The organism is Streptomyces pacificus, from assembly GCF_011766325.1.
Classification (GTDB): domain Bacteria; phylum Actinomycetota; class Actinomycetes; order Streptomycetales; family Streptomycetaceae; genus Streptomyces; species Streptomyces pacificus.
Window position 1 is genome coordinate 418,223 of record NZ_BLLG01000002.1, and the last position, 13,846, is coordinate 432,068.

Consider the following 13,846-nt stretch of genomic DNA (forward strand, 5'->3'; position numbering starts at 1 on the left):
GAGGCAACCCGCGCCGCGTTACCGGATGCGCCCGAGGACGTCCGGTACGAGGCGGTCCTCCGCCTGGCGATCGCCCGCACCGGACGCCGCACGGCCCGCCGCGCGAGCAGGCGGAGCAACTTCCGCAATCCGCCTCAAGGCGGATCGACCTCGGTGACGGTGGCCAGCAACTGGTAGGTCAGTTCGGTGCCCCACCGGGAGACTCCCAGCACCACCCACCGTCCGCCGGCCCGCCACAGATGGACGTCCGGCACCGATGCGCTCAGCATGCCCCAGGGCTCCGGTATGTGCTCCTCCCCGACGGATCTGGCGAGCACCGAGCCCAGGCCGAATACCTGGGGAGGACCCCATCGTGTGCTCAGAACGGCGGCGAGGGCCTCCCGCTCCGCTTCGAACTGCTCCTCGACGGCCTCCCCGTCCGATCGGTCGCCCCAGATCTGCCCGCTCCGGCCCAGCTCGGCCGTGTGGTACCCCGGAGCACTGGCGCCCACCTCCGACCGGCCAGGAACGACGGGGAACGGCCGGGAGCACAGGATTTCGATGATCGCCAGGTGCCGTGCGATGGTCATGCGTCCAGTACACCGCCTCCCACTGACATATGACGGGTCATCATCTGCTTTCGGTGACGAATTCTCCGCCACCGGCTGTGCGTTGCGTCCCCTGAGATGGGGCAAGCGATCATGCGCCTCGCCGTCCGGTACCGGACTCGCGGTGGTCTTTCCGCCGAACGCGGCTCGCGACGTGGACAACGGCTGCCGTCGCCGGCCCTGGTCACCGCGGTGGCCACCCCGGCGCCTGCTCATGGCGGGCGTCTCGGCCGCAACGCGGCTGCCGCCCCTCTTGCCCATCGGCGCTACCGAACGGTAGTTATTGTGGGCAAGGCGCGTGACGAAGTCATGGTCAGGAGCGGCAGCATGGTCTCGAAGGTCTCTTTCCCGGTCGGCTCCCCCGGCGGTCCCCGCACCATGTCGGTCGCCTACGAGCGGCGCGGCACGGGTGAGCCGCTGCTGCTGCTGCACGGCATCGGCCACCACTGGCAGGCGTGGGAGCCCGTACTCCCGCTGCTGACACCGGAACGCGACGTGATCGCGATCGACCTGCCCGGCTTCGGCTCCTCCCCGGCGCTACCGCACGGCATGTCGTACGAACTTCCCGCCGTCGTCCCCGTACTCGGCGCCCTCTGCGAGGCGCTCGGCGTCCAACGGCCGCATGTCGCCGGCAACTCGCTCGGCGGACTGCTGGCGCTGGAACTCGGCAGGCAGAAGCTCGTGCGGTCCGTCACCGCCCTGTCGCCCGCGGGGTTCTGGTCGCAGGCCGAGCGCAGATACGCGTTCGGCACGCTGCTCGCCATGCGCCGCGGTGCCCGGCTGGTGCCCGAGCCGGTACTCGGCAGGCTGTCCCGTACCGCCGCCGGGCGGGCGGCGCTGACCAGCACCATCTACGCCCGCCCCGGGCGTCGTTCACCGCAGGCGGTCGTGGCGGAGACCCGCGCCCTGCGCGACGCCACCGGCTTCGGCGAGACGCTCGACGCCGGCCGCGAAGTGCTGTTCACCTCCGACGTGCCCGGTGTCCCCGTCACCGTCGCGTGGGGGGACCGGGACCGGCTGCTGCTGCGCCGTCAGGGCATCAGGGCCAAACAGGCCATCCCCGGGGCCCGGCTCGTCCGGCTGCCCGGCTGCGGCCATGTGCCGATGAGCGACGATCCCGCCCTGGTCGCCCGGGTCATCCTCGACGGCAGCCGCTGACCGGCGCGGGGCGGGGGCGCGGCCCGGCCCGGCCCGGGCACTCGGATCTTCTGGAGCCTGCGCCGGGCCGGCGAGCCGTCCACCGGGCCGCCGGGTCTCCCGGTCGCCGGGGACGGCGTGCCGCGGGGTGCCGCAGGGTGCCGCAGGGCGTGGACGCAGGTCGGCCGGGACATGACGTACCCGGGCTCGCCGCCCTTGATACGGTCGAGCCGAACCGGCCCGCGGACACGGCCCGATCGGCTTCCGCGACCGGTACCCGCGCGGCGACGTGGCCGGTGCCCCGGAAGCACAGTCCCACCCGCCGGGCCGCGGCGATCACCCGCGGCCCACGGAGGGAGACCCTCTCAGGGGCCGCCGAGTGCGCGGAGCGACACATGGCGGTCCCCGGGCGGCCGGCTCGGGCCGGCTTCGGGCAGGTCCGGGGCGGCCCCCACGAGCCGGCCGGGTGGAAGCGCTCCGCCCCGCACATCGCCCGAGCGGGCGGGCCGCCGACCGCCTTGCGTCGTCAGCGCGACCCTTCAACGACAGACTCGAAAGAAAACGGGCTAAACATGCCAGAATCGGCCTTAACCCATCAGTCACAGAGCGTTCGTGATCACGCAACACCACTCCACCAGAGTGACGCCATGACCGATGTGAACTCCGCGACGCGCATCCGCCGCCACCACTGGCGGCGGGACCTCGTCGAACTGGCCGCGCTCTTCACCGCCGTCGCCGTGGCGGACGCCCTCGCGAACCTGATCGCCCACGGCCCCGACGGCCCCTATCTGCTGGCCGCCTCGGCCGTCACGCTCGTCGCCACGGCCGCGTTCCACACCTGGTGGGCGCGCCGCCACAGCCATGCTCCTCCGGCCGCCGATACCGGCGGCCCCGGAGGCGCCGGCGGCGAGGCCGCCGGGGCGCCTGCCACCACCGGCCCGTCCGGCACGCGGGGGCCGTCCCCTGAGACCGCGCTGTGGCGGATGCGGTCGACCGTCCGGGACGAGCCGGGCAGCCTCGCCGCCCTGTGCGGGGCCCTGGCGCGCCACCGGGTGGACATCCTGACACTCCAGACGCACCCGCTGGCGGACGGCACCGTCGACGAGTTCCTGCTGCGGGCACCCGCCGCCCTCCGTGCCGAGGAGATCACCCGGGCGGTCTCGTCCGCGGGCGGCGGCGGCACCTGGATCGAACGCGCCGACGCCCACGACCTGGTCGACCCCCCGACGAGACTGCTGGGCCTCGCCACTCGGACCGCTCTGGACGCGGCGGAACTCCCGCTGGCACTGCGCCAGTTGCTGGGCCGATGCACCATCCGCTCGCGGCCCGCCGAGACCCTCGGGGCCCGGCCGGGCGGCGGGCAGGTCCCCGAGGAAGGCGTCCTGGACGAGACGGTGATCCGGCTGCGCGACCCGAACGGCGGCACCATCACCATCGAGCGCCCCTGTCCGCCCTTCACCCCGACCGAGTACGCCCGGGCCCGCGCCCTGGTCGAACTCGACGCCCGCCTCGGCCCGCGCGTTCCGCGCGCCCATGACGTGCTGACGCTCCCGGAGGGAAACGAGATCACCGTCCGCCGCGCGGACCAGGGCGACGTCGATGCCGCCCGCGCGATGCACGACCGCTGCTCCGCCCGCACCCTGAGGTCGCGCTACCACGGGCCGGTCGCCGACGCGGACCGCTATCTGAACCATCTCCTCAGCCCCCGGTTCGGCCGCACCCTCGCGGTGGAGACGGCAGCCGGCCGGATCGTCGCCCTCGGCCATCTGCTCTGGGACGGCGACGAGACCGAGGTCGCGCTCCTCGTCGAGGACGAGTGGCAGCGGCGCGGGATCGGCGCCGAACTGCTGGGCCGGCTGGTGGCGCTGGCCGTCGAGTCGGGATGCGGAAACGTCTACGCCGTGACCCAGTCGTCCAACACCGGCATGGTCGCCGCCATGCGCCGGCTGGGCCTCCCGCTCGACTACCAGATCGAGGAGGGCACCCTCGTGATCAGCGCACGCCTCAACGCGGCTCCGGCGTGCTCAGGGCTTCCGCGGGACGCCTCGTGTGCGCTGCCCCCGGAGCGGGGGACTGGGCCCGAGCGGTCCCGGCCGGGTCACGCCGGGCGCTGAGCGCCCCGCCCAGGTCGTCCCAGAGGTCCTCGACGTCCTCCAGCCCGACCGACATCCTCAGCAGCCGGTCACCGACGCCCGCGGCACGCCGGTCCCCCTCGGCCACGATCCGGTGGCTGATGGAGGCCGGGTGCTGGATCAGCGTGTCGACGCTGCCGAGGCTGACGGCGGGGGTGATCAGCCGGACACCGGCGATCACTTCGCGGGGGTCCCCGTACACCTCGAAGGAGACCATCGCACCGCCGACCGACGGGTAGTGGACCCGGGCGACGCGCGGGTCGGCGGCGAGCCGGCCGGCGAGGTCGGCGGCGGTCGCCGACGCGGCCCGGACCCGCACCGGCAGCGTGGAAAGCCCCCGGAGCAGCAGATATCCGGCCATCGGGTGCAGCACACCACCGGTCGCGAAGCGCACCTGCCGCAGCGCTGCGGCGAACTCCTCGTCGCAGGCGACGACGCCTCCCATCACGTCGCCGTGGCCGCCGAGGTACTTGGTCGCGCTGTGCAGCACGAGCCGGGCGCCGTTCTCGGCGGGCCGCTGGAGCACCGGGGTGGCGAAGGTGTTGTCGACGAGCAGCGGGACCGCGCCGCAGGAGCGGGCGAGCGCGGCGATGTCGGCCTCGGCCAGGGTCGGGTTGGCCGGGCTCTCGACCATCACGAGCCCGGTGTCGGGGCGGATGGCGGCCGCGGCGCCCGCCGGGTCGGTCCAGGTCACCTCGGTGCCGAGCAGTCCGCCGTCCAGCAGATGGTCGCTGCACCCGTACAGCGGCCGGACCGCCACCACATGGCGCAGCCCCATCGAGGCCCGGACCAGCAGTACGGCGGTCAGGGCGGCCATGCCGCTGGCGAAGGCCACCGCGCTGTCCGTACCCTCGAGCCGGGCCAGCGCGGTCTCGAAGCGGGCCGTCGTCGGGTTGTCCAGCCGGGCGTAGACGGGCGGGCCGTCCAGCCGCCCGCCGGTGGAGGCGAAGGCGTCGATGCGCGCCGCCTCCCCCGCCGCGTCGTGGGAGGGGTAGGTGGTGGACAGGTCGATCGGCGCGGCGTGCAGGCCGAGTTGCACGAGGTCCTCGCGTCCGGCGTGCACGGCTTCGGTGGCGAGCGCCCGGGTGGGTGCGGGGGCGTTCGATGCGGAGGGTTCCATGGCGCGCACTCTGGACAATTACCGGCCGGTAGGATGATTGCTCCGTGTTACGTTCGGGCCATGGCTGATTCTGTCGTCCTGGACCCGGTGGATCTCCACATACTGCGCATCCTGCAGAACGACGCCCGGACCACCTACCGGGAGGTGGCGGCCGAAGTGGGCGTCGCTCCTTCCACATGTCTGGACCGGGTGGGCCGGCTGCGCCGCAGCGGGGTCATCCTCGGGCAGCAACTGCGACTGGATCCGGCCAAACTCGGCAGAGGACTCGAGGCGCTCCTGATGGTTCAGGTGCGTCCGCACCGCAGGGAGCTGATCGGTCCCTTCGTCGAGCGGATCCGGGCCCTGCCGGAATCACGTGCGCTCTTCCATCTGACGGGGCCCGACGACTATCTGGTCCATGTCGCCGTGACCGACACGGCGGACCTGCAGCGGCTGGTGCTGGACGAGTTCACGTCACGGCGTGAAGTCGCCCGTGTGGAGACCCGTCTGATCTTCCAGCAGTGGGACTGCGGCCCCCTGCTCCCGCCCGCTCAGGAGCCTGCCGGGCATGCTCATTTGTCAGCCGACCCGGACGCCGCGAGATCCGCCGGTGATGGCGCCGGCCACCCGCGCGTATCAGGATGAGCGCATGCCAGAGACACCGAGCAGCGTGCTGCCCCGCCAGGTCGCCGACGCCTATGTCGATGCCCTCGTCGCCCTCGACCCGATCATCGGTACCTACCTCGGAGTCCCGGAGAGCGCGGGCCTCCTCCCCGATTTCTCCCCGGCCGGCCGGGAGGCCGCGGCCGGACTCGCCCGCGCGACGCTCGTCCGGCTCGACGAAGCCGAGAAGCTGCCCGGCGCCGGCTCGGACGCCGAACGGCGCTGCGGCCGTCTGCTGCGGGAGCGGCTGACCGCCGAACTCGCCGTGCACGAAGCCGAGGAGAGCCTGCGCACCGTCAGCAACCTGCGGTCCCCCGCACACAGTGTCCGCAATGTGTTCACCGTGATGCCGACGGCGTCCAAGGAGGACTGGACGGCGGTCGCCGAGCGGATGCGGGCCGTTCCGGACGCCCTCGCGGGCTACCGCGCCTCGCTGGCCCTCGGCCTCGAACGCGGGCTTCCCGCCGGTCCCCGCGCCACGGCCGCCTTCCTCGCCCAGCTCGACCAGTGGACGGGCGGACCGGACGGGACGGGCGGCCGGGGCTGGTTCGAGGACTTCGCCGCCGCCGGGCCGGACGGGCTCCGCGCCGAACTCGACGGCGCCGCCGCCGTCGCCACCTCCGCCTTCCGCTCGCTGCGTGACTGGATGCGCGAGGTGTACGCCCCCGGGATCAAGGGCGCCCCCGACACGGTGGGCCGCGAGCGCTACGCCCGGTGGGTCCGCTTCTTCAACGGTACGGACATCGACCTCGACGAGGCCTACGCGTACGGCTGGTCCGAGTACCACCGGCTGCTCGGTGAGATGAGGGCCGAGGCGGACAAGATCCTTCCGGGTGCGGGCCCCTGGGAGGCGCTGGCCCACCTCGATGTGCACGGCACCCATATCGAGGGCGTGGAGGAGGTGCGCGAGTGGCTGCAGAGGCTCATGGACGAGGCCATCGACGCCCTCGACGGCACGCACTTCGAACTCGCCGACCGGGTACGGGTCGTGGAGTCCCGGATCGCGCCCGCCGGCAGCGCGGCCGCCCCCTACTACACGGGCCCTTCGGAGGACTTCTCGCGCCCCGGCCGGACCTGGCTGCCGACCATGGGCGAGACCCGTTTCCCCGTGTACGACCTGGTCTCCACCTGGTACCACGAGGGCGTACCCGGTCACCATCTGCAGATCGCGCAGTGGGTCCACGTCGCCGACCGCCTCTCCCGCTACCAGGCGACCGTCGGCGGGGTGAGCGCCAACGCGGAGGGCTGGGCGCTGTACGCCGAGCGGCTCATGGACGAACTCGGCTTCCTGCCGGACGCCGAGCGCCGCCTGGGCTATCTCGACGCCCAGATGATGCGTGCCTGCCGGGTCATCGTCGACATCGGCATGCACCTGGAACTGGAGATCCCCGCGGAATCGCCGTTCCGTCCCGGTGAGCGCTGGACGCCGGAGCTGGCGCAGGAGTTCTTCGGCAGGCACAGCGGACGGCCCGCCGACTTCGTCGAGAGCGAGCTGACGCGCTATCTGTCCATGCCCGCGCAGGCCATCGGCTACAAGCTGGGCGAACGGGCCTGGCTGCTGGGGAGGGAACGGGCCCGTGAGGCGCACGGGGACGCCTTCGATGCGAAGGCGTGGCATATGGCGGCGCTGTCGCAGGGTCCGCTGGGCCTGGACGACCTGGTGGACGAGCTGTCGAGGCTGTGACGGCGGGATGCGTGCCGTGAGGTCCGGCTGCACGGGCCGCCGGGCGGTCCGCCCGTACAGCCGGACCAGCCGGACCAGCCGGACCAGCCGGACCGGGTGAGGATCCAGTGGTACGGCGGCGCCCGGCGAGCGCCGCCGTACCGCGATCGGCGTCCGCGCTTCGCCGACGCGCCCGCCGGGGCCCCGGCTCCCGTCGACGCGAGAGGAGGTCCCGGGCCGGTCGGCGGCACGCCGGATCAGCGGCCCCGGGCGCGCCGCGGACCCGGGCGCGCTGACGACGGGCGTCGCGCGCTCCCCGCCCTCCCCCGGCGGCCGGTCAGCCGCGGTCGGCCGCCGACCGCAGCCGTACGGCCGAGCCGTCGCGTTCCTTGACGACCTCGAGCCGGGCGGGGATCCGGCGGCGCAGGTCCGGCACATGGCTGACGATGCCCACGCTGCGGTCGCGTTCCCGCAGCGAGTCCAGGACGTCGAGCACCTCGTCGAGGGTCTGGTCGTCGAGGCTGCCGAAACCCTCGTCGATGAACAGCGTGTCCAGCCGCGCGCCGCCGGCCTCGTCGGTGACGACGTCGGCGAGGCCCAGGGCGAGGGCGAGGGAGACGAAGAAGGTCTCCCCGCCGGACAGCGTCGCCGTGTCGCGCTCCTTGCCGGTCCACGCGTCGACGACGTGCAGACCGAGTCCGGAGCGCTTGCCGCCGGAGCGGGCGTCGGAGTGGACCAGCGTGTAGCGGCCACCGGACATGCGCCGGAGCCGTACGGTGGCCGCCGCCGCCACCTGTTCCAGCCGGCCCGCCAGGACGTAGGACTCCAGGCGCATCCTGCGTCCGTTGTCGGCGGAGGTCCCCGCGGTGAGGCCGGCGAGCCGGGCGACGCGCTCGTACTCGTCGCGCAGCGGGCCGAGCCGGCGCGCCTCAGCCTCGGCGAGACGCGACAGCCGGTCGAGCTCCACACAGCGTTCCCGGGCGGAGTCCAGCGCCGAGACCGCGTCGCGCAGTGCGCTCTCGGCGGCGTCGAAGGCGCGCAGCGCGGCCTCGGGCCGGGCGGGCGGCCGGGCGGCGGCGGAGCGCGGTTCCGGCTCGGCGAGGCGGTCGGCCACCGCCGCCTCCTCGGCCTGCCAGGCGTCGAGCCGCCGCTGCAGGTCGCGCTGTGCGTCGTCGTCCAGCAGCGCGGTGGCCGCGTCGGCCGGGGTGCCGTATCCGGCCCGGAACGCCGCGTCGGAGAGCCGGTCGTCGGCTTCCTTCAGACGGCCCGCGGCGGCGTCCACCGCGCGTACGGCCTCCGCGGCCTCGTGGAGCAGGGCGATACGCCGGTCCAGCAGCGTGGTCCGCTCGGCGACGGTGCCACTGCCGCCGACGGCCCGCGCCACCTCCGCATCCAGCGCCGTCCGCTCGCTCTCGAGGGCCTCCCGCCGGGACGTCCGGGCGACGGCGCGCCGTTCGGCCTCCTGCCGCTCGGACAGCCACTCGCCGTGCTCCCGCTCGGCGCGGGCCAGTTCCTCACGGGCGTCGTGCGTCCCGGCCGCCAGCGCGTGGGCGTGCCGGTGCTCGCGCTCCAGCCGGGCGACGACCGCCGCCAGGGCCGTGACGGCGGGTTCGGGGAGCGCGGAGGACGCAGGGGACGCAGGGGACGCGGAGGACGCGGAGGACGCGGAGGAGGCAGGGGACGCCGACGGCACAGGAGGCACGAGGGACGCCGAGGGCGCCGTGCCGCCGTCCTCGTGCCCGGCGTCCGCCACGCCCCCGGGGGACCCGCCCACCGCGCTGGAGTCCTCTGCGGTAGCGGTGCCCGGCCAGACGTCCTCGGCGCCGCCGGCCGGTACCCGAGCCTCGGCGCCCGAGCCCTGCCGCGCACGGGAGCCGGTCGCCGCCACTCCGCCGCGCAGATCGTCGGGGGCCGCGGACGGTGCCGGAACGCCCGGCTCCCCCCTGGGCGGCGGCGCGGTGCCCGGCTCCGGCGCGGAAGGCGACGGGACACCCGGCTCCGGCACGGACCGCGCCGCGCGCCCGCCTCCGCCGCCACCCGCGTCCTCGGCGGCCGGGGGGCGCGCCGCGTCCCTGGCGGCAGCCAACGCCTCGCGCAGCACGGCCAGTTGCCGCTCGGCCTCGGCACGGTCCTGGTCGGCGTCCGCATACTCCCGGTATGCCGCGTCCTCCGCGACCCGGTCGACATGGGCCTGCCCCGGCCTGGCGGGGGCGGGGTGGTCGATGGAGCCGCAGACGGCGCAGGGTCGCCCGGGAACGAGCCCGGCGGCGAGTTCGGCGGCGATGCCGCGGAGCCGGCGCTCCTTGAGGTCGAGCCAGTGCTCATGGGCCGCGCCGGCCCGCTCGCGCGCGGCGCGGTGGTCGTCCTCGACGGCATCGGCCCTGGCCGCGAGGCGGTCGCGCTCACGGGCGGCGGTCACCCGGCGGCGGGCCGGCTCCAGCCGTCCGGCGAGGTGTTCGGCGCGGGTGGCGGCCTCCTGCGCGGCCTCGATCCGGTCCTGCAGCGAGCGGCGCGCCGTGTCCCAGTCGGCGAGCCGGCCCTCGGCGTCCCGGAGGATCACGTCGTCGCAGCGGGCCTGGCGCTCCAGTTCCCCGAGTTCGCGGGCGAGGTCGGCGCTGCGCAGTTCGGCGCGGCGCGCGGCGTCCAGGCCTCCCCGTTCCTGACGGAGTTCGTGCTCCAGTTCCGAGAGCCGCTCGGCTCCCGCGTCCGCGAGTGCCGAGGGGAGGGCGGCCCTGGCCCGCCGGGCGGCGGTGTCGGCCGAGTCGTGCTCCCGCTCGGCGTCCTCGCGCAACCGCAGCGCTGGCGCGACCAGTTCGGCCCTGCGGGCCTGCTCCAGACGTGCCCGTGCGCGTTCCGTCGCGGGCCGCCGCTCCTCCAGCTCTCCGGCCCGCCGCACGGCGTCGTCATGCCGCCGCTGGAGTGCGGCCAGTTCCCGTTCCGCGTCCAGTTCGCGCCGGGCGGCGGACTGCCGGGTCCGGGCCGCGGACCGGACCGACGCGGTGACGGCGAGGGCTTCGCGAGCGTCCACGCGGGCCACGGCGGCCCACTGCAGCACCGCGTCGGCGAGTCCGGGTTCTCCCGGCCGGTGGGCGGGGGCGGGCCAGCCGGGTGCCGCGTTCCCGGCCGCCTGGCCTATCCGGTGGGCGAGGGCCAGCAGCCGCTCGTCACCGTCCCGCACCTGCTGCTCGGCGGCGCGGCGCAGTTCGGCGAGGCGCTCCTCGACCAGAGCGAACCGGCGGGTGTCGAAGAGCCTGCCGAGCAGCTTTCCGCGGGCTTCGGCGTCTGCCCGCAGAAAGCGCGCGAAGTCGCCCTGCGGGAGCAGGACGACCTGGCAGAACTGGTCCCGGCTCATGCCGACGAGCTGGGCGATCTCGTCGCCGATCTCCTGGTGGGAGCGGCTGAGCGCGGTCCATTCCCCGCGCGCCGCGTCGTACTCCCGCAGTCGGCTCTGCGCCTTCTCGGTGGTGACGCCCGTGCCCTTCTTCTTGGGGCGCGGCTGTGCGGGGCGCCGGGTGATCTCCAGCCGGCGGCCGCCCGCCGTCAGGTCCAGGCACACCTCGGTGCAGGTGCCGGCGGGGGCGTGGTCGCTGCGCAGCGAGGTACCGGGGCTCTGCCGGTCACCGGGCACCGCGCCGTAGAGGGCGTAGCAGACGGCGTCGAGTACGGAGGTCTTGCCCGCCCCCGTCGGTCCGTGCAGCAGGAAGAGGCCGGCGGCGGACAGCCTGTCGAAGTCGATCTGCTGCCGCGCGGCGAAGGGGCCGAAGGCGGTGATCTCCAGGCGGTGCAGTCTCACCCGGCCACCTCGGTCGCGGCCGTGTCCACCCGCACATCGTCGAAGGCACCGCGCAGCAGGGCCCGTTCGAGCCGGTCGGGGCCGCCCCCGCGGACATGGGACACGAAGTCCTCGGCGATCTGGTGGTCGTCACGGCCGCGCAGCCGCTCCGCGTAGGAGGCGTGCGAGTCCTCACCGCTGCGCTCGGGGGCGAAGACGAGGCTCAGGGTGTGGGGGAAGCGTGTGGTGAGCCGTGCCATGGGGTCGGCGGGCCGTACCGGATCGGTGAGGGTGGCCTCCACCCAGGCCTCCTCGTGGCGTGCCAGCGCGGGATCGGCCAGCAGGTCCTCGATCCGGCCCTCGATGCGGGCGAGGGGCCGGGGCACCGGGCAGTCCAGCCGCTCGGCGGCGATCTCCCCGGCCGGGCCGAGTTCGACGAGCCACATGGTCTTGCGGTGGCGGGACTCGGAGAAGGAGTACGCGAGCGGGGAACCGGAGTACCGCACCCGCTCGTCGACGGTCTGGCAGCCGTGCAGATGGCCGAGGGCCGTGTAGTCGGCGCCGTCGAAGAGCGCGGCGGGGACGGCCGCGACACCGCCGACGGTGATGTCCCGCTCGCTGTCGCTCGGTTCGCCGCCCGCGACGAAGGCGTGTGCGAGGACGACGGAGCGGGTGCCCGGCGCCCGCTCCGCGAGGTCCGCCCGTACCCGTTCCATCGCCGCGCCCAGCACCGCCTCATGGCCCGCCCCCGTGCCGAACTCCTCCCGTACGAGGGCGGGTTCCAGATAGGGCAGACCGTAGAACGCGACATCGCCGTGCCCGTCCCGCAGCACCACGGGGGTGGCGCAGCCCGCCGGGTCGGTCCGCAGATGGATCCCGGCGCGCCCGATCAGCCCGGAGGCCACACCGAGCCGGCGGGCCGAATCGTGGTTTCCGGAGATCATCACGGTGGGCACACCCGCGTCCGCCAGCCGGTGCAGTACGTCGTCGAACAACTCCACGGCGGCCAGGGGCGGTACGGCCCTGTCGTAGACGTCTCCCGCCACGAGCAGCGCGTCCACGTCGTGGGCGCGCGCCGTGGCGACCAGATGGTCGAGGAACGCCTTCTGTGCGCCGAGCAGGCTCACCCGGTGGAACGAGCGCCCCAGATGCCAGTCCGAGGTGTGCAGGAATCTCAAGAAAACGGCTCCGAACTGATCGTGTCCCCTCCTCGGCCCGAAAGCCGGCGCCCGGCCCGGACGCGAGGCCCACCGGACGGCGCGTCCGAGGGCCCACCGGACGGCATGCCGGAGAACCCCACGGACGGCCCCACGGACGGCATCGACCACGTTAGCGCCGGTGGTCCCCCGCCTGCCCCGGAGCCTCGGTTTTCACCCGTTTCCGGGAACGGTGCCCTCGATCCGGACCGGTCCGTCCGGCCCTCAGGCTTCTCCGTACGCCTCACCGCCGAGTTCCAGCACGGCCGTGCCGGCGGTGGTGTCCGCGAGCCAGGCGCGGAAGGCGTCCACGTCGGAGTCCGGCAGGCCGATCTCGATCGTCACCGACTGCCCGTACCGGACGTCCCGCACCTCGCGGCCGGTCGCGCGCAGATCGTTCTCGACCTTGCCGGCGCGCTGGTGGTCGACGGTGACCGCGGCGAGCCGGAAGCGCCGCCGGGTCACGGTGCCGAGCGCGTCCAGCGCCTCGCCGACCGCACCGCCGTAGGCGCGGATGAGCCCGCCGGCACCGAGCTTGACCCCTCCGTAGTAGCGGGTGACCACGGCCACGGCGTAGCGGACGTCGCGGCGGAGCAGCATCTGCAGCATCGGCACCCCGGCCGTGCCGCCCGGCTCGCCGTCGTCGCCCGCCTTCTGCACGGCGGCGTCGGCGCCGAGGACGTACGCGAAGCAGTTGTGGGTGGCGGTCGGGTGCGTCCGGCGGATGCGCGCGACGAAGTCGCGCGCATCCCGCTCGGTCGCCACCGGGGCGATCGCGCAGATGAAGCGCGAGCGGTTGGTCTCGGTCTCGTGCACGCCCTCGCGGGCGGGCGTCCGGTACTGCTCCTGCATACCGCCACCCTATGCCGCCGCCCGTGGCGGCGGTCGCCCGCGTCCACCGGGAACGCGGAGCACCGCCCGCCGTTGCGCCGGCGCCCCCGCCGGGGCGGCTCCCGTCAGCGGACGGGCGGGACGGAGACCGCCATGGTCATCTCGACCGTCTCGGCGCCCGCGTTGCGGTAGACGTGCGGCACGTTCGCCTCGTAGGTCGCCGAGGTTCCGGCAGGCACGGTGTACGGCTGCCCCTCGACGACGAGGGTGAGCTGCCCGGACGTGACGTGCAGCAGTTCGACGGTGCCGTCGGGGTGGGGATCGGAGGCGCTCTCCTCACCCGGCGCCAGTGTCCAGGCCCAGAGCTCCAGCGGGCCGCGGGCCTCGGCGCCGACCAGCAGCGTGGTCGAACTGCCACCGGGCGTGGACCACATCCGCACGGCCTGTTCCCGCGGCACGAGCTGGACCTGCGGGCCCTGGTCGTAGTCGAGGAGCGTGCTGATGCTGACGCCGAGCGCGTCGGCGAGTTTGACCGTGGTGCCCACGCTGGGATTGGTACGCGCCTGCTCGATCTGGATGATCATGCCGCGGCTGACACCCGAGCGGGCGGCGAGGGCGTCGAGCGTGAAACCCCGCTCGCCGCGCCAGCGCTTCAGGTTGCGGGCGAGCGATTGCGTGAGCTGTTCGAGGTCCGACACATTCCGTCCAATATTTTAATAGACCGGTTCAACTGGTTGTACTACGGTGTGGTGCACTCGATCGTTCA

At 74.3% G+C, this 13,846-nt stretch carries 10 protein-coding genes; 4 read left to right on the forward strand and 6 right to left on the reverse strand.

The window, feature by feature from the left end:
- Positions 1-134: 134 nt before the first annotated feature.
- On the reverse strand, positions 135-569 hold the full coding sequence (locus SCWH03_RS04705; protein ID WP_173262205.1) for a hypothetical protein: 435 nt from the start codon (positions 567-569) through the stop codon (positions 135-137).
- A gap of 345 nt (positions 570-914) precedes the next feature.
- On the opposite strand from SCWH03_RS04705, the gene SCWH03_RS04710 reads away from it, so the two are divergent.
- Positions 915-1,745, forward strand: coding sequence for an alpha/beta fold hydrolase (locus SCWH03_RS04710; RefSeq protein WP_173262208.1), 831 nt, complete (start codon positions 915-917; stop codon positions 1,743-1,745).
- 626 nt (positions 1,746-2,371) lie between these two features.
- Complete coding sequence (locus SCWH03_RS04715; protein WP_173262211.1) at positions 2,372-3,838, forward strand: GNAT family N-acetyltransferase; 1,467 nt, start codon at positions 2,372-2,374, stop codon at positions 3,836-3,838.
- Here SCWH03_RS04715 and SCWH03_RS04720 read toward each other — a convergent pair.
- Complete coding sequence (locus tag SCWH03_RS04720) at positions 3,729-4,976, reverse strand: trans-sulfuration enzyme family protein (RefSeq protein WP_173262214.1); 1,248 nt, start codon at positions 4,974-4,976, stop codon at positions 3,729-3,731. The two genes, SCWH03_RS04715 and SCWH03_RS04720, sit on opposite strands and share 110 nt — an antisense overlap.
- 60 nt (positions 4,977-5,036) lie before the next feature.
- Between SCWH03_RS04720 and SCWH03_RS04725 the strand changes: the two genes are divergently transcribed.
- Together SCWH03_RS04725 and SCWH03_RS04730 are read left to right on the forward strand one after the other, a co-directional pair.
- Positions 5,037-5,600, forward strand: a complete 564-nt coding sequence (locus SCWH03_RS04725) for an Lrp/AsnC family transcriptional regulator (protein WP_254076559.1) — start codon at positions 5,037-5,039, stop codon at positions 5,598-5,600.
- Between the two features lie 4 nt (positions 5,601-5,604).
- On the forward strand, positions 5,605-7,302 hold the full coding sequence (locus tag SCWH03_RS04730; protein WP_173262217.1) for a DUF885 domain-containing protein: 1,698 nt from the start codon (positions 5,605-5,607) through the stop codon (positions 7,300-7,302).
- 316 nt (positions 7,303-7,618) lie between these two features.
- On the opposite strand, the gene SCWH03_RS04735 is transcribed toward SCWH03_RS04730, so the two are convergent.
- From SCWH03_RS04735 to SCWH03_RS04750, 4 genes are all read right to left on the reverse strand, one after another.
- On the reverse strand, positions 7,619-11,074 hold the full coding sequence (locus tag SCWH03_RS04735) for an AAA family ATPase (protein ID WP_173262220.1): 3,456 nt from the start codon (positions 11,072-11,074) through the stop codon (positions 7,619-7,621).
- Positions 11,071-12,231: an exonuclease SbcCD subunit D gene (locus SCWH03_RS04740; protein ID WP_173262223.1), complete on the reverse strand. Its 1,161-nt coding sequence runs from the start codon at positions 12,229-12,231 to the stop codon at positions 11,071-11,073. The genes SCWH03_RS04735 and SCWH03_RS04740 overlap by 4 nt, the downstream gene beginning before the upstream one ends.
- Positions 12,232-12,474: 243 nt before the next feature.
- Positions 12,475-13,101: a YigZ family protein gene (locus SCWH03_RS04745; RefSeq protein ID WP_173262225.1), complete on the reverse strand. Its 627-nt coding sequence runs from the start codon at positions 13,099-13,101 to the stop codon at positions 12,475-12,477.
- Between the two features lie 104 nt (positions 13,102-13,205).
- Positions 13,206-13,778 (reverse strand): helix-turn-helix domain-containing protein, encoded by a 573-nt coding sequence (locus SCWH03_RS04750; protein ID WP_173262228.1) that lies wholly within the window; start codon positions 13,776-13,778, stop codon positions 13,206-13,208.
- Positions 13,779-13,846 lie beyond the last annotated feature (68 nt).

Bases quoted from the DNA above. Each gene is read 5' to 3' on its own strand.
- SCWH03_RS04705 (WP_173262205.1), bottom strand. From the start codon at position 569: ATGACCATCGCACGGCACCTGGCGATCATCGAAATCCTGTGCTCCCGG.
- SCWH03_RS04715 (WP_173262211.1), top strand. From the start codon at position 2,372: ATGACCGATGTGAACTCCGCGACGCGCATCCGCCGCCACCACTGGCGG.
- SCWH03_RS04720 (WP_173262214.1), bottom strand. From the start codon at position 4,976: ATGGAACCCTCCGCATCGAACGCCCCCGCACCCACCCGGGCGCTCGCC.
- SCWH03_RS04745 (WP_173262225.1), bottom strand. From the start codon at position 13,101: ATGCAGGAGCAGTACCGGACGCCCGCCCGCGAGGGCGTGCACGAGACC.
- SCWH03_RS04710 (WP_173262208.1), top strand. From the start codon at position 915: ATGGTCTCGAAGGTCTCTTTCCCGGTCGGCTCCCCCGGCGGTCCCCGC.
- SCWH03_RS04725 (WP_254076559.1), top strand. From the start codon at position 5,037: ATGGCTGATTCTGTCGTCCTGGACCCGGTGGATCTCCACATACTGCGC.
- SCWH03_RS04730 (WP_173262217.1), top strand. From the start codon at position 5,605: ATGCCAGAGACACCGAGCAGCGTGCTGCCCCGCCAGGTCGCCGACGCC.